Source organism: Micromonospora eburnea, assembly GCF_900090225.1.
GTDB lineage: Bacteria > Actinomycetota > Actinomycetes > Mycobacteriales > Micromonosporaceae > Micromonospora > Micromonospora eburnea.
The window spans coordinates 2,649,365-2,670,371 of sequence record NZ_FMHY01000002.1 but is presented as its reverse complement, the minus strand read 5'-3'; the positions used below and the strand labels follow the sequence as shown (position 1 = coordinate 2,670,371).

At 74.5% G+C, this 21,007-nt stretch carries 18 protein-coding genes; 10 read left to right on the top strand and 8 right to left on the bottom strand.

Annotated elements, in window-relative coordinates; translation table 11 throughout:
- Nucleotides 1-208: 208 nt before the first annotated feature.
- The 5 genes from GA0070604_RS12550 (at nucleotide 209) to GA0070604_RS12530 (ending at nucleotide 4,427) form a co-directional block, all read left to right on the top strand.
- Complete coding sequence (locus tag GA0070604_RS12550) at nucleotides 209-1,060, top strand: AfsR/SARP family transcriptional regulator (RefSeq protein ID WP_377592920.1); 852 nt, start codon at nucleotides 209-211, stop codon at nucleotides 1,058-1,060.
- Nucleotides 1,061-1,245: 185 nt separating this feature from the next.
- A complete protein-coding gene (locus tag GA0070604_RS12545; RefSeq protein ID WP_091118118.1) occupies nucleotides 1,246-1,602 on the top strand; it encodes a TcmI family type II polyketide cyclase in 357 nt (118 codons plus the stop codon).
- 222 nt (nucleotides 1,603-1,824) lie between these two features.
- Nucleotides 1,825-2,706 carry a hypothetical protein gene (locus tag GA0070604_RS12540; protein ID WP_091118117.1) on the top strand — a complete coding sequence of 294 codons (882 nt, stop codon included), beginning with the start codon at nucleotides 1,825-1,827 and terminating at the stop codon, nucleotides 2,704-2,706.
- 197 nt (nucleotides 2,707-2,903) lie between these two features.
- On the top strand, nucleotides 2,904-4,106 hold the full coding sequence (locus tag GA0070604_RS12535) for a low temperature requirement protein A (RefSeq protein ID WP_091118116.1): 1,203 nt from the start codon (nucleotides 2,904-2,906) through the stop codon (nucleotides 4,104-4,106).
- 114 nt (nucleotides 4,107-4,220) lie between these two features.
- On the top strand, nucleotides 4,221-4,427 hold the full coding sequence (locus GA0070604_RS12530; RefSeq protein ID WP_091118115.1) for a hypothetical protein: 207 nt from the start codon (nucleotides 4,221-4,223) through the stop codon (nucleotides 4,425-4,427).
- 121 nt (nucleotides 4,428-4,548) lie between these two features.
- Here GA0070604_RS12530 and GA0070604_RS12525 read toward each other — a convergent pair whose 3' ends face one another.
- The 3 genes from GA0070604_RS12525 to GA0070604_RS12515 all read right to left on the bottom strand — a co-directional run bounded on the left by GA0070604_RS12525 (nucleotide 4,549) and on the right by GA0070604_RS12515 (nucleotide 10,731).
- Complete coding sequence (locus tag GA0070604_RS12525; RefSeq protein ID WP_091127065.1) at nucleotides 4,549-6,657, bottom strand: APC family permease; 2,109 nt, start codon at nucleotides 6,655-6,657, stop codon at nucleotides 4,549-4,551.
- A gap of 245 nt (nucleotides 6,658-6,902) precedes the next feature.
- Entirely contained in the window at nucleotides 6,903-7,673 is a 771-nt protein-coding gene (locus tag GA0070604_RS12520; RefSeq protein ID WP_091118114.1) for a DUF5995 family protein, read from the bottom strand.
- Nucleotides 7,674-7,791: 118 nt separating this feature from the next.
- Nucleotides 7,792-10,731: a helix-turn-helix transcriptional regulator gene (locus GA0070604_RS12515; RefSeq protein WP_091118113.1), complete on the bottom strand. Its 2,940-nt coding sequence runs from the start codon at nucleotides 10,729-10,731 to the stop codon at nucleotides 7,792-7,794.
- Nucleotides 10,732-10,927: 196 nt separating this feature from the next.
- Between GA0070604_RS12515 and GA0070604_RS12510 the strand changes: the two genes are divergently transcribed.
- Complete coding sequence (locus GA0070604_RS12510; protein ID WP_244161860.1) at nucleotides 10,928-13,246, top strand: adenylate/guanylate cyclase domain-containing protein; 2,319 nt, start codon at nucleotides 10,928-10,930, stop codon at nucleotides 13,244-13,246.
- Nucleotides 13,247-13,635: 389 nt separating this feature from the next.
- On the opposite strand, the gene GA0070604_RS12505 is transcribed toward GA0070604_RS12510, so the two are convergent.
- The 3 genes from GA0070604_RS12505 to paaK form a co-directional block, all read right to left on the bottom strand.
- Nucleotides 13,636-14,202, bottom strand: coding sequence for a dienelactone hydrolase family protein (locus GA0070604_RS12505; RefSeq protein ID WP_091118112.1), 567 nt, complete (start codon nucleotides 14,200-14,202; stop codon nucleotides 13,636-13,638).
- A gap of 136 nt (nucleotides 14,203-14,338) precedes the next feature.
- Nucleotides 14,339-14,731: a hydroxyphenylacetyl-CoA thioesterase PaaI gene (gene paaI, locus GA0070604_RS12500; RefSeq protein ID WP_091127063.1), complete on the bottom strand. Its 393-nt coding sequence runs from the start codon at nucleotides 14,729-14,731 to the stop codon at nucleotides 14,339-14,341.
- A gap of 37 nt (nucleotides 14,732-14,768) precedes the next feature.
- Nucleotides 14,769-16,076: a phenylacetate--CoA ligase PaaK gene (gene paaK, locus GA0070604_RS12495; protein ID WP_091118111.1), complete on the bottom strand. Its 1,308-nt coding sequence runs from the start codon at nucleotides 16,074-16,076 to the stop codon at nucleotides 14,769-14,771.
- 269 nt (nucleotides 16,077-16,345) lie between these two features.
- On the opposite strand from paaK, the gene GA0070604_RS12490 reads away from it, so the two are divergent.
- Both GA0070604_RS12490 and crcB read left to right on the top strand, forming a co-directional pair.
- Nucleotides 16,346-16,843 (top strand): FluC/FEX family fluoride channel, encoded by a 498-nt coding sequence (locus GA0070604_RS12490; protein ID WP_377592927.1) that lies wholly within the window; start codon nucleotides 16,346-16,348, stop codon nucleotides 16,841-16,843.
- The gene (crcB, locus tag GA0070604_RS12485) at nucleotides 16,840-17,202 is read left to right on the top strand and encodes a fluoride efflux transporter CrcB (protein WP_091118110.1); all 363 of its coding nucleotides are present in this window, start codon (nucleotides 16,840-16,842) and stop codon (nucleotides 17,200-17,202) included. Before GA0070604_RS12490 ends, crcB begins: the two co-directional genes overlap by 4 nt.
- A 209-nt stretch (nucleotides 17,203-17,411) precedes the next feature.
- Here crcB and GA0070604_RS12480 read toward each other — a convergent pair whose 3' ends face one another.
- Together GA0070604_RS12480 and GA0070604_RS12475 are read right to left on the bottom strand one after the other, a co-directional pair.
- Nucleotides 17,412-17,744, bottom strand: coding sequence for a hypothetical protein (locus GA0070604_RS12480; RefSeq protein ID WP_091118109.1), 333 nt, complete (start codon nucleotides 17,742-17,744; stop codon nucleotides 17,412-17,414).
- 99 nt (nucleotides 17,745-17,843) lie between these two features.
- Entirely contained in the window at nucleotides 17,844-19,061 is a 1,218-nt protein-coding gene (locus GA0070604_RS12475; RefSeq protein WP_091118108.1) for an MFS transporter, read from the bottom strand.
- A gap of 157 nt (nucleotides 19,062-19,218) precedes the next feature.
- Here GA0070604_RS12475 and GA0070604_RS12470 point away from each other — a divergent pair, with 157 nt between their 5' ends.
- The gene (locus GA0070604_RS12470) at nucleotides 19,219-20,208 is read left to right on the top strand and encodes a LacI family DNA-binding transcriptional regulator (protein ID WP_091118107.1); all 990 of its coding nucleotides are present in this window, start codon (nucleotides 19,219-19,221) and stop codon (nucleotides 20,206-20,208) included.
- A gap of 52 nt (nucleotides 20,209-20,260) precedes the next feature.
- Nucleotides 20,261-20,977, top strand: a complete 717-nt coding sequence (locus tag GA0070604_RS12465; protein ID WP_141721280.1) for an alpha/beta hydrolase — start codon at nucleotides 20,261-20,263, stop codon at nucleotides 20,975-20,977.
- Nucleotides 20,978-21,007: the final 30 nt, after the last annotated feature.

The window sequence follows — 21,007 nt, the reverse complement described above, 5'->3', positions numbered from 1 at the left end:
CATCGGTTTCATCAGGCCGCTGTGGATGATCACCGCGATTGAACACTGTTGACTCAGAGTAACTTTGATTGATAACCTCCGTTCCGGTCAGCCCGGCGAAAACGTCGTCCGCGCTGTGGCGGAGCCGTTCCGACACCGGGGTCGCGGGCCGCCGCGCCGGGCAAGAGGAACGGTCGGGACGAGGGTTCCGGTGCAGGGGGGTGCGCCCGTGACCGGTGGTTCAAGGATGCCGGCGGCCGGGGATCCGGCCGCACCGCGGGTGTCGCTGCACCTGCTCGGCGGCTTCCGGCTGCTCCACGGCGACGTGCCGGTGGTGGTACCCCGTGGACTGCAACGGGTCATCGCCCTGATCGGGCTGCGTCCGGGCGCCACCCGTAGCCACCTGGCCGGGCTGCTCTGGCCGGAGGCGTCCGAGGAGCGGGCACTGTCCTCGCTGCGCACCGCCCTGTGGCGGCTGCGACAGGACCCGTGCTGCCCACTGGTCACCGACGGCGACACCGTACGGCTCGGCGACACCGCCCACCTCGACGTCGACGAACTGGTCGACGTCGCCGCCCGGGTCCGGGACGGCGAGCTGCCGTCCGCCGCCGGCACCGCCGGCCGGCACGACCTGCTCCCCGGCTGGTACGAGGACTGGGTACTGCTGGAGCGCGAACGCCTCCGCCAGCTACGGCTGCACATGCTGGAGCAACTCGCCGGCAACCACCTCGCCGCCGGCCGGCACGGCGAGGCGCTTGAGGCGGCCCTGGAGGCGATGGCCGCGGAACCGCTGCGGGAGACCCCACACCGCCTGGTGGTCCGCATCCACCTCGCCGAAGGCAACGCGTTCGAGGCGGTGCACGCCTTCTACGTCTACCGCGACATGCTGCTGCGCGAGCTGCGCCTGGAACCGTCCCCGGCGATGTGCGCGCTGCTCGACGACACCCTCGCCCCGATCCGGCACGCCACCCGGCGTCAGCCGCCCGATCTGGCACGGCGACCCGAACACCCCGCCCCGCACACCGGACCGGCCGCCCCCACGTCGCACCGCGGTCCCACCGCGCCCACCGCACCGCGCTGAGCGGACCCACCCACCCGGCGGGCACCGCCCGCCGGACAGCCCGCGGCACGCCAACCCATTCACCACCGTCACCGGACAGCCGCCAATGGTGACGGAGAAGTGACTGCCGGCCGGGCAGAGTCTTCCCACACGGTGTCCGACGCCCCTCGTCCTGTCCGGGGGGATCACCGGCGAGAGGGGTCCCGATGAGTCGACTGTTGGTCGTCAGCCGGATCGTGCCGGGCGCGGAGGGACGGGTGGCTCAGCTCTTCGCCGAGTCCGACGCGACCGAGTTGCCCAGTCTGACCGGCGTCCGGCACCGGTCGCTGTACTGCCTGCACGACCTGTGCGTACACCTGATGGAACTCGCGGACGTCGAGCCGGACGCGGCGGCCGAGGCCCGCAGCCATCCGCTCTACCAGTTGGTCAACGAGCGGCTGTCGGCGCACACGTCGCCGTACCTGCCAACCTGGCGCTCCCCTCGGGACGCTGTCGCCAGCTGCTTCTACAGCTGGGACGCCGCCGACGCGGCCCTCTACGCCCGGCCGGGCGCGGAGGCCTGAGACCGGGCGTCCCGAAAGCCCTCACACGGCACCAGGGGTTTCGGGACGCCCCACCTCCGCCCGGGCGACACACCCTCGGTCACCCCACCGCCACCGCCCGGCACGAGTCCGTCCCATCAGTAACGAAAGCCGCGGACCGCCCTGTCGTCCTCAACCCACGTGTGGGAAGCTGCCCCGAGTTTTCTCGCAACTTTCGTTCACGTACTGAGGAGGAGGTTGGCCGTGTCACCGAGTTTCGCGCTATGGCTGGTCGGGATCCTGACTGTGGTGGCGGGCCTGGTGATCTGGCGGGTGCTGGCCCGAGGCCGCACCACCGCGGACCCGGCAGCGCCCATCGTGGAAGGTGCCCCCGAGACCGCCGCTGGTGACCAGGAACGGCATGCCCCGGTCGTTGACGAGGTTCCCCCGCCCGCCGCGGTGACCGAGGAGCCGGCCCCGGCCCAGCAAGACCCCACCCCGGCCGCCGCCACCCCGGCCGCCGCCACCCCGGCCGCCGAGACCACCGTCCCGCCGTCCACCGAGGCCGCCGAGCCGGCCGACTCCACCCCGTCCGAGCCGGCCGAGGCAGAGCAGCCCGCCGCCGTCGAGGCCGAGCCGGCCAGCACCGACGCCGCCGAACCGGAGCCGGCCCCGGAGCCCGTTGCGGCAGAGCCCGCTGCGGCCCCAGCCGAGGCAGAGCCGGCCCCGGACCCCGTTGCGGCGGAGCCCGCTGTGGCCCCAGCCGAGGCAGAGCCGGCCCCGGAACTCGCCGAGGCCGAGCCCGCTGCGGCGGAGTCGGCCACGGACCCCGCCGAGCCGGCCGTCATCCCCGCGCCGCGTGCCTCGGTCGAGAACAGCACGGCGGCTGTGACGGAGCCCGCCGCATCCGCCGTCGCCACACCCGACAGCGGGCCCGCCGACGACTTCCGGAAGATCCAGGGCATCGGCCCCAAGATGGCCGCCGGCCTCCAAGCCGCCGGCATCCACACCTACCGGCAGCTCGCCGGACTGGACGAGGCCGCGCTCCGGGAGGTCATCAAGGCCGCCGGCCTGCGCGCCGCGCCGGGCCTGGCGACCTGGCCGGAGCAGGCGAAGACGCTGGCCGGCGCCGACGGAAAGGCCTGAGCCCGTCCCGGGCCGGTGCTGACACCGCGTCACCATCGGCCCGGGCGGAGCCCATGCCCGTACGACCTCCAGCCGGCTCGCTCCTCGGTCCAGGCCGGATGGAAAGCCCAAAACCGGACACGAGTTGAGGTAGCCGCCGCTACCGTCGGTGACGGGGCCGGACGGCCCGCCGCACCGATCCCGTCACGGAGCCGCTCGTGCCCTTCGCCACGCCGGACCCGGCCGCGGAGGGGCGGCCTCCGCTCCGTGACCCCGATTCACCCCGCCGGGTGACCCTGCTGGAGCTCTTCTTCGACCTGGTGTACGTGGTCGCGCTCAGCCTCATCTCGCGCAACCTGATCACCGAGGCATCCTGGGAGCACGCCTTCCAGTCCCTGCTCCTGCTGATGGCGGTCTGGTGGACCTGGGCGATCACCACCCTGGTCACCGACATGTACGACCCGCAGCGTTCCGAGATCAAACTACTCATCGCGGTGGTGATGTTCGGCGCGCTGCTGATGACCACCACCATCCCGGAGGCGTTCACCGCCCGGGGCCTGGTCTTCGCCGGCACGTACGTGGCGATCCATCTCGGACGCGGACTGTACCTCCTGCCCGCGTCCTGGCACCGACCGCAGGCCCAGCGCCGGGCGATCCGGGTCTTCGTCTGGTTCTCGGTCTCCGCCATACCCTGGCTGATCGGCGGCGTGGTGCACGGTTACGCCCGGGAGACGCTCTGGGCGCTGGCGCTCGGCATCGACTACGTCGGTTTCCGGCTCGCCTACCCGGTGCCCAGGCTCGGCGCGATCCCGGACGTCCAGCGGACGATCACCGCCGAGCATCTGTCCGAACGCTTCCAGCAGTTCTTCATCATCGCCCTGGGCGACGCCATCCTGGTCACCGGCACCATGTACAGCATCAGTCACTCCGAGGTGGAGAACCTCGCCGCGTTCGCGATCGCCTTCGTCACCACCCTGCTGCTCTGGCGGATCTACGTGCACAAGTCCGGCGAGCTGCTGCCGGACGCCATCTCTCGGGCGAGGCAGCCCAGCCGCTTCCTGCTCACCGCGCCGTACACCCATCTGCTGATGGTGGCCGGGGTGGTGACCACCGCGGGCGGGTTCGACCTGGTGCTGCACGACCCGACCGGGCGTACGCCGCCGGCCTGGGCGGCGGTCATCCTCGGTGGGCCGGCGATGTTCCTGGCCGGTCGCGCCGCCTTCGAGTACGAGGTGTTCAGCCGGGTGTCGATCTCCCGCCCCGGTGGGCTGCTGGCCCTGCTCACCATCGCGCCGGCCGTCGTCTTCCTCCCGCTGCTCCTCGCCGCGCTCGGGAGCATGCTGGTGCTGGCCGGAGTGGCCGGGGCCGACTACCTACGCAGCCGGGGCCGGCCGCCCGAGAGCCCGGCCCCGCCGCACTGACCCGACCGCGCTGGTCGAAGTCGGCCGCGCCGGCGTCACCGGCGCGGTTTGACCGCGGTCCCGCTGCGGGTACCTGACCTTCACCTCGACCACCCCACCCCGTGGAGGCAACCCATGCGCGGCACCTCGATAGTCGGCGTCCTGGTCGTCATCTGGCTCATCATCGGCGCGATCGCCGCCGGGCAGCGCGGGTACTACACCGAGGACGAGAAGAACTGCGCCGAGGCGGGCACCATCCTGGTCACCATCGTGGCCGGCCCGCTGAACTACATCGGCGCCAACCCGAAGGTGGACTGCGCCCTCCCCGAACCGTCGAAGTAGGCCGCCGCCCCCGGCCCGCCCCACTCCCCGCGGTGCCGCCTCGTCGGGTCCCGGGGGCGTCACGGTCGGTGTTCGTCCCCACCCGCAGGCCGTCCCGGGAGGCTGGCCGGCGGCCTGCCGGTCAGCCGACGTGGATGCCCGGGCGGCGGGTGGGCTCCGGCTCGGACTTGCGGATGATCTCGCGGACCACCGGTGGCGTGTCGCCGCGGCCGAGGATCAGGTAACGCAACAGGTGGGCGATGGGATTCCCCTCGGACCACTCGAAGTGGCAGTGCGGGCGCACCCCGGTGGCGTCCCGGAGGGCCAGCAGGATGGCGGCGATCGCGTTCGGCGCGGCGGGGCTGCTGGCCCGCAGGATCCGGTAACCGCCGACCTCCACCCCGTGCACCTGCAGCACGTGGCTGAACTGCGACGGGTCACTCACGTCGATCTCCAGGAACAGCACGTCGGCGGCGCCCGGTACGGGGTTCATCCCGCGCTGCGCGCGCTCCTTGACCCGGTACTCCTTCAGCGAGCCCGTCTGCCGCTTGTTCGCGATCAGGTGCAGCCGGCCGTCGTGGGCGACCGACTCGGCGACGAACCGCCGGGCCGGCTCGTCGAACTCAATCCGCTCGGCGCGCAGCTCGGTGGTCCTGGTCACCCTGGAGATGAGCGAGACGGCGATGATGCCGGCGATGAACAACCCGGAGATGGCGATGCCGTCCGGTTTCTCGATCACGTTCTCGGTGAGCGCGTAGAGCAGCACCGCGCTGAGCATCGCGAAGCCGATCCCGGCGAAGGGGTGCCGCTCCCGGTACGCCGAGATGGTCACCGCGATCGAGCCGGAGACCATCATCGCCAGGATCCCGGTGGCGTACGCGCCGGCCTGGGCGTTGACGTCCGCCCTGAAGGCGACGGTGATGACGAGGCTGACCACCAGATAGACCAGCACCACCGGGCGGATGGCCCGTCCCCACTCCGGCGCCATGCCGTAGGCGGGCAGGTAGCGGGGCACGATGTTGATCAGGCCGGCCATCGCCGACGCACCCGCGAACCAGAGGATGAGAATGCTGCTGATGTCGTAGATCGTGCCGAACCCCTCGCCCAGGTGCTCGTGGGCCACCCAGGCCAGCGCCCGCCCGTTGGCCGCTCCGCCGGGCTGGAACTCCTCGGGCGGGATCAGCACCGTGGTGACGAACGTGGTGGCGATCAGGTAGACCGACATGATCAGCGCCGCGGTGGCGAGCAGCTTGCGGGTGTTGCGGATGCGCGCCCGCAGCCGCGCCTCGGTGTCCGGGCCGTCCCCCTTGATCAGCGGCATCATGCTCACCCCGGTCTCGAAACCGGAGAGCCCCAGCACCAGCAGCGGGAAGGCCAGCACGGACGTGCGGACCAGGTCGCCGGCCCCACCGACGGTGCTGGTCAACCGCTGCGTCCAGCCGCTGACCACCGCCGGGTTGGCGAGAACATGCGACAGGCTGACGACCACGATCACCGCGTTCAGTACGAGGAAGACCGCGACAAGGGGGACGGCGACCTGCACCGCCTCGCGGAACCCCATCAGGAACACGCCGCCGAGGATGAGCAGCAGCACCCCGGTCACCACCACCGGCGCGGTGCCGCCGTGCGGGAAAGACTTCGGCAGGTACGGGTTCTCCAGCAGGTGCACCGTCGCGTCGGCGGCCGACAGGGTGATCGTGACGATCCACGAGGTGGCCACGAAGCCGAGCAGCACCAGCACGAAGATCTTGCCCCGCCAGAACGGCAGCAGCCGCTCCAGCATGGCCACCGAGCCCTGGCCATGCGGGCTCTCCCTGGCCACCCGCCGGTACATCGGCAGCATCCCGAACAGGGTCAGCGCCACGATCAGGAGGGTGGCCAGCGGGGAGAGCGCCCCGGCCGCCACCGCCGCGATGCCCGGCAGGTAGGACAGGGTGGAGAAATAGTCGAGGCCGGTCAGGCACATCACCCGCCACCAGGCGTGCGCGGACGCCTGGTGCTCCCGGGTCTCCGGGCCGACCGGCTGCACCTGGTGCTGGAACAGCCACCGGCTCAGCCGGCTGGCCGGTTCGCGCGGTCGCACCGGGCTCGCCACGCAGGCGGGAACCTGGATCGGCTCCCGGCCGGCACGGTCGCCGTGCCCCGGGTCGCGGGCGGCGCGCAGCGCGCGATCCGCCGCAGCGGCCTGCCCCTGGTTGCGCCGCTCCCGCGGACGCCGGGGCTGCGACGCCCCGTCCCGTCCCTCCGCCATGGTCATCCCTTCCGGCCCTGAACCGACCGTAGGCGGTTCTCCGGTCACCGCCCGGCCGAACCCGACAACCAGTGGAGATCATCGGCGCGTCGTCCGGGCGGCACGCCCGAAGGTCGTGCTCGAAGCAGAAGCAGTGGCTTCCTCGCTGGCCGGATGGCCCTACCAGCGGATCGAGCACGATCTTGCGAGCGCGGCGCGGCGGGGTCACACCGGGCGGCGCCGCGAGGGGAGGGACCGGCCCGTGGCTACTGGAGGAACGACCCGAGCGGCGACAGCAGCAACCGGCCGAGCAGCGCGGCGTTGTCGTCCAACCGCCGCCGCTCACACTCGCGGGCCTCCGGGTCGTGCCGGCAGCGCCAGATCTTCTGCGCGTTGCGCCAGGCGACGTTCCGGGTGTATTCCACTAGTTCGCCCTGGTACCAGTCGTCGATGTCGCCGTTGAGCATGTCGATCATCAGTTGCCAGTTGTCCAGGTAGCCCCGGCGCAGCCCCGGGATCCGCTCGGCGAAGATCTTGTTGATCTCCAGGTAGTCGCGGTGCTGGTCGCTGCCGTCGACCGGCTCCGACTCCAGGCTGTCGAACGTGGTCACCAGCGCGAACGGCAGGTCGTAGTTGATGTGCGCGTTCACCCCGGCGGCGGCCGAGGGCAGCGGCCGGGCGTCCGGGCCGCGCATCCGCTTGAACAGGCACGACCACGCCTTCGGGGTGTTCGGGCTGGACTCGGTCCAGAACCGCAACGCGTCGAAGTAGCGGGCGGCGAACTCCACGTCCAGGCGGGCCAGGAAGGCGGGGTCGGTGAACCGGTCGTCGTACAGGCCGTCGAGAACGGTGCTGGTGATGACCAGGTAGAGCTTGTTGAAGTCCGCCAGGGGGCAGCTCTCCTCCAGCGGAGGCAGCCGGACCAGCAGGTCCTGGAGCTTGGTGAGGTGGTCGACGACCGCCGGCACGTCGGCGGGGTGGTCGGCGAGCAGCCCGACGATGTCCTGGTGCACAGGACCCCAAACCGGTTCGGTCATTTTTCCTCCACTGTGGCGTGACGCCGGTCGGCGCCACCGATGACGCTGGACAGGCTGCCAGCCGGCGCGAGTCGGCCGGATCAGTAGAACGACGTATTCACCGCGACCTGTGTACGTCTCACTCCGGACGGTTCCGCAGGAAGATCGCGCTGGCCTGCACCCGGGTCCGGACCTGGAGCTTGTCGAAGATGTGCGACACGTGCACCCCGATGGTCCGTTCGCTGATGAAGAGCCGCTGGCCGATCTCCCGGTTGGTCAGGCCCTCGGCGACAGCGGCGAGCACCTCCCGTTCCCGGGCGGTGAGCACGGCCAGCTCGTCCACCGTCGGTGGGGCCGGTGCCACGGCCCGGGGCCGGGGCGCGGGACGGGCGGCGGGGCCCTCCTCCAGGGTCACCCGCGCCCGGCCGGCCAGCGTCCGGATCTCCGAGCTCAGCGGCACCGCACCCAGCCCCTGCGCCATCTGGTACGCCTGCCGCAGCAGCTTGCCGGCGGTGGCCACCCGAGCCCGGCGACCCAGCAGCGCCTCGGCCTGCCGCAGCCGCGAGTACGCCGCCGGGTACGGGTGGTTTCGCCGGTCCCACTCGGTCGCCGAGCGCGCCCACAGCTCCGGATCGCCCCGGCCGTCGTCGAGCCGACTGATCTCGGCGTCGCACAGCGCCAGGAAGCCATCGGCGACGTAGCGCACCGGGGCACCGGCCTTCTCACTCTTGCGGACCACCCGGTCGACCACCTCGCGGAGCCGGCGTACCGCCGTCGGGTCCACCGCGATGGTCCGGCTGGCGTACGCCTCGGCCTCCGCCCGCAGCCCGTGCCAGGCGAGCGTGGCGAGCACGATCACGTCGTCGGAGCGGCTCTCGGTCAGCCCCCGCTGGACGGCCTGCCGGGCCAGGTCGTGCCGGCCCTGCCACATGGCCAGCCCGGCGCGCAGAATGAGCATCGGCAGCACGTGCCGGGCGCCGCCGCCGGCGAGCATCGTGGCCACCGCCTCCAGATCCCGGTCGGAGGCCTCGATGTCGCCGTATCCGACGGAGAGCCGGCAGCGGGCGAGCAGCAGCTCCACCGCGTCGGCGCCGGAGGGCCGGTGCCGCAGCGCGGCAGCGACCACCTTCTCCGCCTCGGCCCACTGCCCGACCCGGAACAGCCCGTTGGTGGCGATGGCCAGCAGCCGGGTCTCCCAGGTGCGGCCCAGGCCCAGCTCGGCGACCCGCTCGGCGCCCCGGCGGGCCACCACCACGCCCTCCTCGAGGATGTTCAGCGGCCCGGTCAGCAGCTCGGCCAGGTGCAGGTACGCGCACGCCACGTCCTCCGGCCGGCCCGAGCGCTCGGCGGTTTCCACAGCCTGCCGCATGACGGCCAGCCCGCCGTCCGGGTCCTCCAGGAACGCCTCGCTGAAGCCGAGCGCCGCGCTGGCCAGCACCACCGCCGACGTGGAGCCGGGCACCGCGCCGGCGAGCTGGAGCGCCTCCCGCGCCTGGTCGCCGGCCTCCGCGTACCGCCCGAGGTGCAGCAGCAGCTCGGCCAGGTGCGCGGCGGCGCTGGCCCGCTCGCCGGGCGTGCAGTCGGCCGCCGCGAGCGCCAGGCGGTACTCCGCCTCGGCCGGCGCCGACCGGCCCGCCGCGGCCAGGTACCGGGCCCGGCGGATGTGCAGGGCGCAGGCCCGGGGACCGGCCTGCTCGCCGGCCAGCTCCTCCAACAGTGCCAACGCCCGGGCGTGCTCGCCGCAGTGGTGCGCCGCCTCGGCGGCGTGCTCCAGCAGCTCGACACGGTCCACCCCCACCGGGGCGGGTCGAGCGGGGTCGGGCGGCACCGCCGCCGGGGCGGTGGACAGCTGCAACGCCGCCGACCAGTGCCGGTGGGCCTCGGCGTACCCGTACAGTCGTTCGGCTTCACGAGCCGCGGCCATCGCGGCCGGCAGTGCCCGTCCCGGTTCGCCGGCCAGGCGCCAGTGGTGAGCCAGGCGGGCCTGGTGCAGCTCGGCGGTGGCCGAGGTGAGCGTCTCGGCGTAGCGGCGGTGCAGCGCGGCGCGCTCGGCGGGCAGCAGCTCGTGCGCCAGCACCTCGGCGACCAGCCGGTGCCGCAGCCGGTACCCCTCGTCCGCGCCGACCAGCAGCCGGTGCGCCACCGCGGCCCGCACCGCCTCGATCAGCTCGGCCTCGGGCAACGGCACCACCCGGGCCAGCAGCCAGTGCTCCACCGGCTCGACCCCCGCGGCGACCGCGTGCACCACGGCGTGCGCGTGCTCCGGCAGGGCGTCGACCCGGGCCAGGAACACCTCGCGCAGTGTGTCGGAGAGCCCGTCACGGCCGTCGCGCAGGTCCCGGGCCAGCTCCTCGACGACGAACGGATTGCCCCCGCTGCGCTGCCACATCTGGTCGGCGGCGTCCGGGGGCAGCGGGGCGCCGACGATCGCGGTGGCCAGCCCATCGGTGCCCGCGCGGTCCAGCGGCGCCAGGTCGACCACCTGGACCGACCGCAGCCGGCGCAGCTCGGTCAGCACCCGGCGCAGCGGGTGCGCGCCCTGCAACGCCTCGGCCCGGATCGCGGCGAGCACCGAGAGCTGGAGGTCGCCGAGGCCGGCGAGCAGATAGAGCAGGAGTTGCCGGGTGCTCCGGTCGACCCACTGCAGGTCGTCCAGGACGAGGACCAGCGGCTGGCCCCCGGCGACCACGTGCAGCCCCCGGGACACCCGCTCCAGCAGCGCACCCGCGCCGTCCGGCCCCGGCGTCTCCTCGTCGAAGACCTGGAGCAGGCCACGCACCGCCGAGGAGGTACGGGCCTCGGTGAGCTCGGCGTCGAAGCGACGCAGCGCCTGCCGCAGCGGATGCAGCGGCGAGGCGTCGCCGATGTCCAGACAGGAACCGGTGAGCACCAGCGCTCCCGCCTGCCGCAGCTGGTCGCTGACCTCGGCCAGCAGCCGGCTCTTACCCACCCCGCTCTCGCCGGTGAGAAAGACCGCCGCGGTGTGCCCGGGCGCGACGTCGTCAAGCAGTGCCGACCGCAGCGCCACCAGGGTGTCGGCACGGCCGACGAGCGGTGCGGTGTCCACATCGCTGGCCATGGCTGGCAGCCTAATCACACGGCCCCGCACCGTTCTACGGACTCTAGACCCTTGTGGTACCTCTCGCGTCAACATTGCGACTAAAGGTTGCGGGTGGCCGACATACGTCGTCCTACCGATCCCCCGACGATCCGGTGGTGAAAGTCTCCGGAGGTCGTCAGGCACCGGACGGGGCGAAAGGGTGGGTGCGATGCCAATGACCACGATCGTAGACAGTCGGACAGCCGCCACCGCCGCACGCTGGCCGGTGCCCGAGGAGAGGCGTACGGTCAGCGTGCTCTTCGTCGACATCGTCGGCTCGACCGGTCTGGTGGAGCGGCTGGACCCGGAGGACGTCCGGGACCTGCAACGCGCGTACTTCGGCACGGTCGCCGGGGTGCTGCGCCGCTGGAACGGCGTGGTGGAGAAGTACGTCGGCGACGCGGTGATGGCGCTGTTCGGCGCGCACGGCTCCGACGGGTTCGACGCGTACCGGGCGGTGCGTGCCGGGCTGGAGATCCAGGATGCGCTGGACCGTCGGGTGCCGGCCGGCACCCGGCTGCGGGTCCGGGTCGGTGTGGCCACCGGCGAGGCCGTGGTCGACCTGGCCACCACCCGCGACGGCGCGCACGGCACCGCCAGCGGCGCGGTGATCACCACCGCCGCCCGCCTCCAGGAGAACGCCCCGCCCGGCGGTGTGGTCATCTGCGCGGCTACCCACCGGTCCACCGCCGGCCTGGTCGAGCAGCGCCCGCTGGCCGCGATGGCGGTGGCCGGCAAGACGCAACCGCTGGACGTCTGGCGGGTGACCGGGGTGGCCAGGCCGGCGCCGGCCCGCCACCACGGTCCGCTGGTCGGCCGGCGGCGGGAACTGGCCGCCGCCGGCGACGAGATCGTCCGCGCGGTCCGGGACCGCCAGCCCCGTTGGATCTCGCTGGTCGGGCCGGGTGGCAGCGGGCGCAGCCGGCTGCTGCACGAGCTGGCCCGCGCGGTGTCGACCGTGAACGGACGTCCGGTCCGCTGGTTCGTGGCGCAGTGCCCGCCGTACCCGGAGGGAGAACTTGCCCCGCTGGCCGACATGGTCCGCGCCTTCGCCGGGGTCCGCGACGCGGACCCCGCCGCGACCGTACGCCGACGGCTGGCCACGGCGCTGGGCGGGCTGCTGCCACCGGCCCGGCGCGGCGCGGCGGCGCACGCGCTGGCCGACTTCGTCGCGGCACCGCGGGATGCGGGGGCGGCCGGTCGCGGCGCCGAGGTCTGGCGAGAGGTGCTCCTCGCCCTGGCGGCCGGCCAACCAGTGGTGGTGGCGGTGGACGACCTGGACCGGGCCGCCCCGACGCTCAGCCGGTTCCTGCACCGGCTCTTCGCGGCGGCGAGCGAGCGGCAGCTCCCCCTCGCTGTGGTCGCCACGCACGGGCCGGGCTGGGCCGACCTGCTGCCCGGGGCCGGCGGCCGGCGTCGCCGGGTGCCGCTGCCCGCGCTGGGCGCCGTCGACACCGGGCGGCTGCTGCGGCACCTGCTGGACCGGGCCGGTCGCCCGGCCGCGTTGGCCGCGAAGCTGTTGCCCCTGGTCGGCGGCAACCCGGCCGTCGCGCGAGCATACGTCCGGGCGCTCGGCGAGGGCACCGCCCCGGCCGAGGTGCCGGACGCGGTCCGCCGCATGGTCGACGCCCGGCTGGACCGGCTGGACGGCGACCAGCGCGCGGTGCTGATGGCCGGTGCGGCCCACGGGGCGGGGCTCCGGGCCGACACAGTGGAACGACTGCTCGGCTGGGCGCCGGGTCAGGCCGAGCCGACGCTGCGCGCTCTGGTCGCGGCCGGCCTGCTGCGCCGCACCGGCCCCGGCGGGTACGCCGTCGCCGACCCCACGGTGGCCCGGGTGGCGCGACACCGACTCCCCCGCGCGCTCCGGGCCGAGTTCGCCCGTCGGACGCGGCTCACCCCGCAGCCGGCGGCGGTCGGCGTGGAACCGCGCCCGAGCAGCGTTCCCGCCAGCGCCTGCCCCGGCATCGCGGATCGGACCGGCCTCGCGCCGCACCCGGACATCGCGCCACGCCCCAGGATCGCGGGTCGGCCGGTCGCCGGTCTCCATGCCGGCGTCTGTCTCCCGGCCGACGCCTCGGCGGCCCGCGGAACGGCGGCCCGCCCCTCGGCGAGCCGGCCGGCCCAGCCGGGTTCCGGGTCCCTTCCACCGCCGGCCGGAGTCGGCCGCACCGCGGACCGGACGCTCGCCCTCGCATCCCTGGACCCGCAGCGCACCGCGGGCACCGTCCGCTCGGCGACCTCCCACCCCGACGACGGCCCGCCCGTCTTCTCGCCGCCGCGTGCCGAGTCCCACCGCGCGGGGCTACCACCCATTGGGCCCCACCACCGCGCGCCGCGTGCCGAGTCCCACCGCGCGGGGCTACCACCCACCGGGCCCTACCACCGCCGGGGGGCACCCGCGAAAGGCCGGTCGTCGGCCCGGGCACGAACACCGGGCCTCGGTGACACGGGCGCTGCCGCCGAAGGCTTGCCGGCACTCGCCGCGGCCTGAGTCCGGCGCCGGGGCGGAGCGGGCACGGGGCTGCTCCGCCCCGGCGTCACCCCGGACCCCGGCCAGCCTGGCCACGGCACTCACCCGACGAGCGCCCCGACGGCACGGCCGAGGGCGGTGGCACGGGCGAGGACGGCTACCCGTGTGCGATCAACCGGTCCGTTTCCGCCGCCCGAGCCATGGCCCCGCACCCGCTGTGAAGCTGATAGCGCAGGCGATTCAGGGCCGGCCGCCGTGAGTTGAATCGTCTGTGACATCAGCTTCACAGGGTCCGACGAGGACACTCTCGACGGGCCGGGCCGATCGACTCCCGCCGGGCCGTCGCCTGAGCGCGGCACCGGGCACAGGGGTGCCACCCGCCCCCCGCCTCGCCGGCCGGCGCCGACGGGTCAGCGGTCGGCGAGGAACGCCAGGGCACGGTCCCAGGTCAGCGCCGCCGCCAGCCCGTCATGATCGGGCAACTCCGGGTCGGTGTAGAGGTGCCCAGGGCCCGGGTAGCGGTGGATGGTCAGGTCGGCGCCGGCGGCGGTCATCGCCCGCCGCCACTCGTCCAACTCGTCCTGCGGCTCGTACTCGTCGGGGTCGGCGAGGTGCAGCTGCACCGGCAGCCCCGGACGCACCGACTCCGGGGCGCCGCCGGTCCCGTGCAGCAGGAGCAACGCCGCCGCCTGCGGCCGCTCGGCGAGCAGCGCCCCGGCCACCCCGGCGCCCATCGAGAAGCCGGCCAGCACCGTCTCGGCCGGAAGGTCGCGGGCCGCCACACGAGCCCGTTCCAGGACGGCGTCCCGGCCGACCCTGTCGAGCAGCGCGAAGCCCTCCTCGACGGTGCCCACGGGGGGCAGCCCGTAGAGGTCGGGGGCGGTGACCTCGTGCCCGGCGGCGCGCAGACGGGCGGCGGCGGCCAGCACGGCGGGCCGCCGCCCGTAGACGGAGTGCAACAGCAGGATGTGTGCCATGGGCTCATCCTGCCCCCGGCCACCGACAGAGCCGACAGCCGCGCCGGTGGACGGTCAGCGTAGAGACCCGAGCCGGGCGACGAGTTCGGCCGGTGGCGGCATCGCCGCGTACCCGCCAGGTCGTGGAGCCCCGGGCTCAGCCAGCCGCGCCGCCCCTCGCGTCCCGGGCGAGGGTGCGGCTGCGACCGCGGAACTCGGCGACCACCTCGTCGTCCCGCCAGACCGTGACGTCGTAGATGCCACTGCGCCCGTAGCGGACCCGCTCGGTGGCCCGGGCCTCCAGCAGGTCGCCCTCGTGCACCGGACGCAGGAAGCTGATCTCCCCGCCGGCGGCCACGGTCGCCGGGCCGTGGCTGTTGCAGGCCAGCGCGAAAGCGGTGTCGGCGAGCAGGAAGACGAAACCGCCGTGCCCGATGGCGTGGCCGTTGAGCATGGCCGCGGTGACCCGCATCCGGGCCACCGCCGCGCCGTGGCCGGCCGAGACCAGCTCGATGCCGAGCCCCTTGGAGGCCACGTCGAGGTCGAACATGTCGTGGGCCGCGGTACGGCCGTCGTGCTCCGCCACGTCAGTGCCCCCGCCGCTGGTCCACGATCCGGCGCATCTTGCCCATCGACCGTTCCACCCCGTCGGGCTCGATGACCTGCACCGCCACGCTCACCCCGATCGTGTTCTTGACCTGCTGCACCAGGGCCGTTCCGGCCCGTTCCGCCTCGTCGGCGGCCACCCCGGCCCGCCGCTCGACCCGGACGGTGAGGGTGTCCATCCGGCCCTGCCGGTCCAGCACGCACTGGAAGTGCGGCGACAGCGCGGGGGTACGCAGGATCAGCTCCTCGATCTGGGTCGGGAAGACGTTCACCCCACGTACGATCATCATGTCGTCGGTCCGGCCGGTGATCTTCTCGATCCGCCGCATCGTACGGGCGGTGCCGGGCAGCAGCCGGGTCAGGTCCCGGGTGCGATAGCGGACCACCGGCATCGCCTCCTTGGTCAGCGAGGTGAGCACCAGCTCACCCTGCTCGCCGTCGGGCAGCACCGCGCCGGTGACCGGGTCGATGATCTCGGGGTAGAAGTGGTCCTCCCACAGGTGCAGGCCGTCCTTGGTCTCCACGCACTCGACCGCCACCCCGGGGCCCATCACCTCGGACAGCCCGTAGATGTCGACCGCGTGCATGTCCAGGCGCCGCTCCATCTCGCGGCGCATGTCCTCGGTCCACGGCTCGGCGCCGAAGATGCCGACCTTGAGCGAGGTGGACCGGGGGTCGACGCCCTGGCGTTCCAGCTCGTCGACGATGGCCAGCATGTAGCTGGGCGTGACCATGATGACGTCCGGCTCGAAGTCGCGGATCAGCATCACCTGCCGCTCGGTCATGCCCCCGGAGACCGGGATGACGGTGCAGCCCAGTTCCTCGGCGCCGTAGTGCGCGCCCAGGCCGCCGGTGAAGAGCCCGTAGCCGTACGCCACGTGCACCCGGTCGCCGGGGCGGCCGCCGGCGGCCCGGATCGAGCGGGCCATCAGCCGGGCCCAGGTCTGCACGTCGTTCCGGGTGTAGCCGACCACGGTGGGTCGGCCGGTGGTGCCGGAGGAGGCGTGCAGCCGGGCGATCCGCTCCCGGGGCACGGCGAACATGCCGAAGGGGTAGTTCTCCCGCAGCTCGGCCTTGCCGGTGAACGGGAAGCGGGCCAGGTCGGACAGCTCGCGCAGGTCGTCCGGGTGGACCCCGGCCGCCTCGAAGGCCCGGCGGTAGTGCGGCACGTTGTCGTACGCGTGCCGCAGCGACCAGCGCAGCCGCTCCAGTTGCAGCGCCCGCAGTTCGTCGACGCCGGCCCGTTCGACGGGTTCCAGCTCGTCCGGACGAGGGGTGCGGTCCTGCACTGTTGCCTCCTGCGCGACGGTCCCGGCGCAGCGTCGCGCCGGACGATGCCGCATACCGTACGCCCGTACCGTCAGTCGTGCCAGGTCAGGCAACGATCGCCGACCCACGTTGGTGATCATGGGGGATGTGGTCCCCCGGCGCGGGTCCGGGGCCGGGCCGGCCGGGCTATATGCTCGACGGAGACCGGCGGTGGGGCCCGCCGTCCCGGGCCGCGCCGGGAGAACCGCGTTCCGTCGCCAACGGTCCCTGCCAGTGATACCCATGACTGGTGGGAGGCACCGTGGCACCATCACCCGATCTTCCCGTCGACCCCGACGTCGACCTGCACGTACCCGCCGACCGGGGGGAACTGGCCGCCCACCCGGGGACGGTGCTCGGCGTGATAGCCGCTGGCGGCGTGCTCGGGGCGCTGGCCCGGGCCGGTCTCCAGACCGCGTTCCCGCATCCGCCCACCGGCTTCCCGTGGGCCACCTTCGGCGTCAACGTCGTCGGCTGCCTGCTGATCGGCGCACTGATGGCGGTGCTCACGGCCCGCCCGGCCGGCCCACTGCTCCGGCCGTTCCTCGGCGTCGGCGTGCTCGGTGGGTTCACCACCTTCTCCACGTACGTGGTGGACGCGCAGCGGGCGGTGACCGCCGGGGCACCGGGGACGGCGCTGGCGTACCTGGCGGCGACCCTGGTCGGGGCGCTGCTGGCGGTCTGGACCGGGGACGCGGTGACCAGCCGGCTGCTGCTGACCCGGGCCGATGGGGCGGCGGCCCGGTGACCGTCCTGCTGATCGCGATCGGGGCCGCGCTGGGCGCTCCGCTGCGCTACCTGACCGACCGGGCGGTGCAGGCCCGGCACAGTTCCGTCTTCCCCTGGGGCACCCTGACCGTCAACGTCTCCGGGTCGCTGCTGCTCGGCGCGCTGGCCGGGGTCCCGACCAGCCCGGCGGTGGCCGCGCTGGTCGGCACCGGTTTCTGCGGCGCGCTGACCACCTGGTCCACGCTCAGCTACGAAACGCTGCGGCTGGCCCGGTCGGGCACCCGCCGGCACGCCCTGGCGAACGTGCTGGTCAGCGTGGTCGCCGGGCTGGGCGCGGCGTCCCTGGGCTACGTACTCGGCCGTGCGCTGACCGGCTGACCGGCGACGGCCGCAGCGCGCCGGCCGGCAGCCGGCCAGCCGGACGCAGCGCGCCAGCCGGCAGCCGGACGCAGCGCGCCAGCCGGCAGCCGGACGCAGCGCGCCAGCCGGCAGCCGGACGCAGCGCGCTGACTGCGGGCGGGAACAGCGGCCGGCCCGCGGGCGGACGCGGCGCGCCGGCCAACCCGAGGGCGGGGCGGGAGCGGCCGTCAGCGGGCGCGGCGCTCCGGGTGGGCCCGGTTCCAGGCCCGCATCCGCTCGGGGTAGCCGGTGCGGGCCGCCTCGTACAGCGGCACCGCGTGCCGCCGGGCGATCTTGGCGGCGGCCCGGGGCGTGCCGGTGCGCCGGCGGATCCACTCGCCGTCGTGGGCGATCGCGACCACCGTGGTGTCGGTGGCCGTGGTCTCCGGTTCCAGGTAGAACTCCACGCCGCGGCGGCTGGTCACGAACGCTTCCAGCGCGGCCAGGTCCTCGCCGGTGGCCTCGCGGTCGAGCTTGGTCGGGGTGGTCGGGTCGGCGGCCCGTCGGCTGAACCAGCCCATGCCGGCCTCCTCTCGTCGGGTCCCGCCCAGTGCAGCACCCGTACCTGAGCGCCGGCTGCGCGCCCGGTGGGAGTCCGCTGACCGCCGCGGGCCGCCCGGTCAGCGGGCCGGCGGGCGCAGCACCGGGACCAGGGCGAGGGTGGGCAGCAGCAGGAGCGGCACGACACCCAGGGCGTGCAGGGTGCCCAGGTGGTCGCCGAGGAAGCCGAGCAGCGGCGGCCCGCCCAGGAAGGCGGTGTAGCCGATGACGGCCACCACGCTGACCCGGGCCGGGGCCCGGTCCTCGTCGTCGGCGGCGGCGCTCATGCCGACCGGGAAGCCGAGCGACGCCCCGATCCCCCACAGCGCCACCCCGAGCACGGCGAGCTGCCCCGAGCCGGCCAGCACGGCCAGGACGGCGCCGGCGACGGCCAGCCCGATGGTGCTGAACAGCACCGGCACCCGTCCCCAGCGGTCGATGGCGATCGTGCCGACGGTCCGGCCGAGGGTCATGCCGACCACGAAGACGCCGAACACGGTGGCGCCCGCCGCCTCGGTGACGCCGTACCCGTCGACGAACGCGACGGCCAGCCAGTCGTTGGCGCTGCCCTCGGTGAACGCCATCACCAGCACCAGCAGGCCGATGAGCAGGGTGCGCGGCTCCCGCCAGGTGGCCAGCAGCGCCCGTCGCCGGGCCGCCGGGTCCGCCGGGCCGTCCGCCTCGGTGGGGGCCGGCAGGAACGCGCGGGCGCCGAGGAGCGTGCCGACCAGAACCACGGCCGCGAGCACGGGCAGGTGCACCCCGACCGGTACGCCCAGCCGGGCCGCCCCGGCGCCGATCCCCGCCCCGGCCACCGTGCCGAGGCTCCACGCCGCGTGGAACCGGGGCAGGATCGTGTGGCCGAGGCGCTTCTCCACCGCCGCGCCCTCGACGTTCATCGCCACGTCGCAGGTGCCGGAGCCGTAGCCGAAGGCGAACAGCCCCACCCCCACCCCGACCGTCGCGGTGGCCAGGTCGGCGGAGAGGCCGGCGACGACCGTGCCGAACGCGACGAACAGCACCGACCCCGCCACCGTGCGGGCCGGGCCGAGCCGTTGGGTCACCAGCCCGGCGGTGGGCATCGCGAGCACCGAGCCGGCCGACATGGTCAGTAGCAGCAGGCCGAGCTGCCCGGCGCTGAGCCCGAGCGCCTCCCGCACCGCGGGCACCCGGGAGAACCAGGTCCCGACCGCGAGCCCGTTGAGGGCGAACACCACCGCGACCCCGTTGCGCGCGGTCAGGACCGCCCGGGGCGCGACGGGCCGGCCAGCGGTCGCCGCGTCGATCGTGCTGCTCACCGCGTCGTCTTCCTCTCCCCAGGCTGCGCGACCATCTCACACCTGAGAGCGCTCACACGGCAAGCGCCGTCACCCCTTACCGTTGACGGCCCGGACGGTGCATGATGCGGACAAGCCGGATGTGGGGGTTCCGGCCGGGCTTGGGGAGGACCAGACCATGGGTACGCCGACGACACGTCCCGCCACGCTCGACGACGTGGCCCGGGCGGCCGGGGTGTCGCGGGCCACCGCCTCCCGGGTGCTCGGCGGTTACGGATTCGCCTCGCCCGACGCCCGGGACCGGGTCACCGCCGCCGCCGACCGCCTGGGCTACGTGGCGAACACCGCGGCCCGCGCGCTGGTCCGCGGCGCCGGGGTACGGCTGGTGGTCGTCGTCTCCGGTGCGGACGCCACGGTCCTCGACGACCCGTACGTGGATCGGGTGGTGAGCGCGGCGGCCCGGGTGTGTGCCCCGCAGGGGGTCGGCGTGGCCCTGGAGTGGCTGCCGCTGACCGCCCCGGCCGGCCTGCGCCGGCTGGGCGAGGACCGCAGCGTCTGCGGGATGCTGCTGGTCAACACCACCGCGGCGGTGCTCGCCGAGGTCCCCGCCCGGCTGCGCGGGCGGGTCGCCTCGATCGGCACCGGCTCGCCCGCCGTCCCCTCCTTCGACGTGGACAACGCCGCGGGCGCCGAGGCGGTGCTGCGCCACCTGTACGCCGGGGACCGCCGCCGGATCGCCATGGTCACCGGCCCGCGCTGGCTCGCCTGCGCCGAGCGGTCGGTGACCGTGTACCAGACGCTCATGCGGGCGGCCGGGCTGCCGGTGCGCCTGGTGACCGGGGACTTCACCGCCGACCGGGGCGGCCCGGCGGCGCTGGAGGCGCTCACCCGCTGGCCGGACACCGACGCGATCTACGCGGCGAGCGACGCCACGGCGCTGGGGGTGATCGCCGCGTTGCGTGGACGCGGGTACCGGGTGCCGCACGACGTGGCGGTCGCCGGCTTCGACGACATCCCGTACGCCGCGGTCAGCAGTCCGACGCTGACCACCGCCACCCACCCGGTCGCCCGGATCGCCACGGCGGCGGCCACCGCGGTGCTGCACGGGCGGCGGATGCCGCCGGTCACCGCGTTCCCCTCCAGGCTGGTGGCGAGGGAGAGCGCCTGACCGGCGCGGTTGGGCGGCCGGGAGCCGGGTATGCGCCGGCCGACCCGACCGGATGACGAAGGGCGAGCAGAAGGTGACCGAGCCCGCGCCACCGCACCGGCAGCCCGAGGAGGGGCACCGGCACGGCCGGCTGAGCGCCCGCCCCGCCGCCGTGGCCACGCCCGGTCCGACCGGGCTGGCCTTCGTACCCGACCCGGAGGGCAGGCCGCCGGCGCTGCGGTACGTCCCGGCCGGCGACGCCGGACCGTACCGGCTGGTGGTGCTGCTGCACGGCGCCGGGGGCTCGGCCCGGCAGGGGTTGGACCTGCTGCTGCCGCTCGCCGACGAGCGGCGACTGCTGCTGCTCGCCCCACCGGCCGCGGCGAGCACCTGGGACCTGATCGCCGAGGGGTTCGGCCCGGACGTACGCCGGATCGACGCGCTGGTGGGCGCGGCGTTCGCGGCGTACCCGGTGGCCGGGGTGACGCTGGGCGGCTTCTCCGACGGGGCGTCGTACGCCCTCTCCCTGGGCCTGACCAACGGCGACCTGGTCGACGCGGTGCTGGCCTTCTCCCCCGGTTTCGCCGCGCCCCTGGTCACCCACGGCCGGCCGCGCGTCTTCGTCTCGCACGGCACCGACGACCGGGTGCTCCCGGTGGACGTGTGCAGCCGGCGGCTGGTCCCGCGCCTGCACACCCTCGGCTACCCGGTGGAGTACGCCGAGTTCCCCGGCGGCCACGAGGTGCCGGCGGAGATCCGCCGGCGGGCGGTGGACTGGCTGGCCGGCTGAGCGGTCACCAGCGAGCGGCCGTGGCGTGTG

Excerpts from the sequence above, each read along its gene's own strand:
- GA0070604_RS12545 (WP_091118118.1), top strand. The coding sequence starts at position 1,246 with ATGAGTCGACTGTTGGTCGTCAGCCGGATCGTGCCGGGCGCGGAGGGA.
- GA0070604_RS12530 (WP_091118115.1), top strand. The coding sequence starts at position 4,221 with ATGCGCGGCACCTCGATAGTCGGCGTCCTGGTCGTCATCTGGCTCATC.
- GA0070604_RS12525 (WP_091127065.1), bottom strand. The coding sequence starts at position 6,657 with ATGGCGGAGGGACGGGACGGGGCGTCGCAGCCCCGGCGTCCGCGGGAG.
- GA0070604_RS12520 (WP_091118114.1), bottom strand. The coding sequence starts at position 7,673 with ATGACCGAACCGGTTTGGGGTCCTGTGCACCAGGACATCGTCGGGCTG.
- GA0070604_RS12515 (WP_091118113.1), bottom strand. The coding sequence starts at position 10,731 with ATGGCCAGCGATGTGGACACCGCACCGCTCGTCGGCCGTGCCGACACC.
- GA0070604_RS12510 (WP_244161860.1), top strand. The coding sequence starts at position 10,928 with ATGACCACGATCGTAGACAGTCGGACAGCCGCCACCGCCGCACGCTGG.
- GA0070604_RS12505 (WP_091118112.1), bottom strand. The coding sequence starts at position 14,202 with ATGGCACACATCCTGCTGTTGCACTCCGTCTACGGGCGGCGGCCCGCC.
- paaI (WP_091127063.1), bottom strand. The coding sequence starts at position 14,731 with ATGTTCGACCTCGACGTGGCCTCCAAGGGGCTCGGCATCGAGCTGGTC.
- GA0070604_RS12480 (WP_091118109.1), bottom strand. The coding sequence starts at position 17,744 with ATGGGCTGGTTCAGCCGACGGGCCGCCGACCCGACCACCCCGACCAAG.
- GA0070604_RS12470 (WP_091118107.1), top strand. The coding sequence starts at position 19,219 with ATGGGTACGCCGACGACACGTCCCGCCACGCTCGACGACGTGGCCCGG.
- GA0070604_RS12465 (WP_141721280.1), top strand. The coding sequence starts at position 20,261 with ATGACGAAGGGCGAGCAGAAGGTGACCGAGCCCGCGCCACCGCACCGG.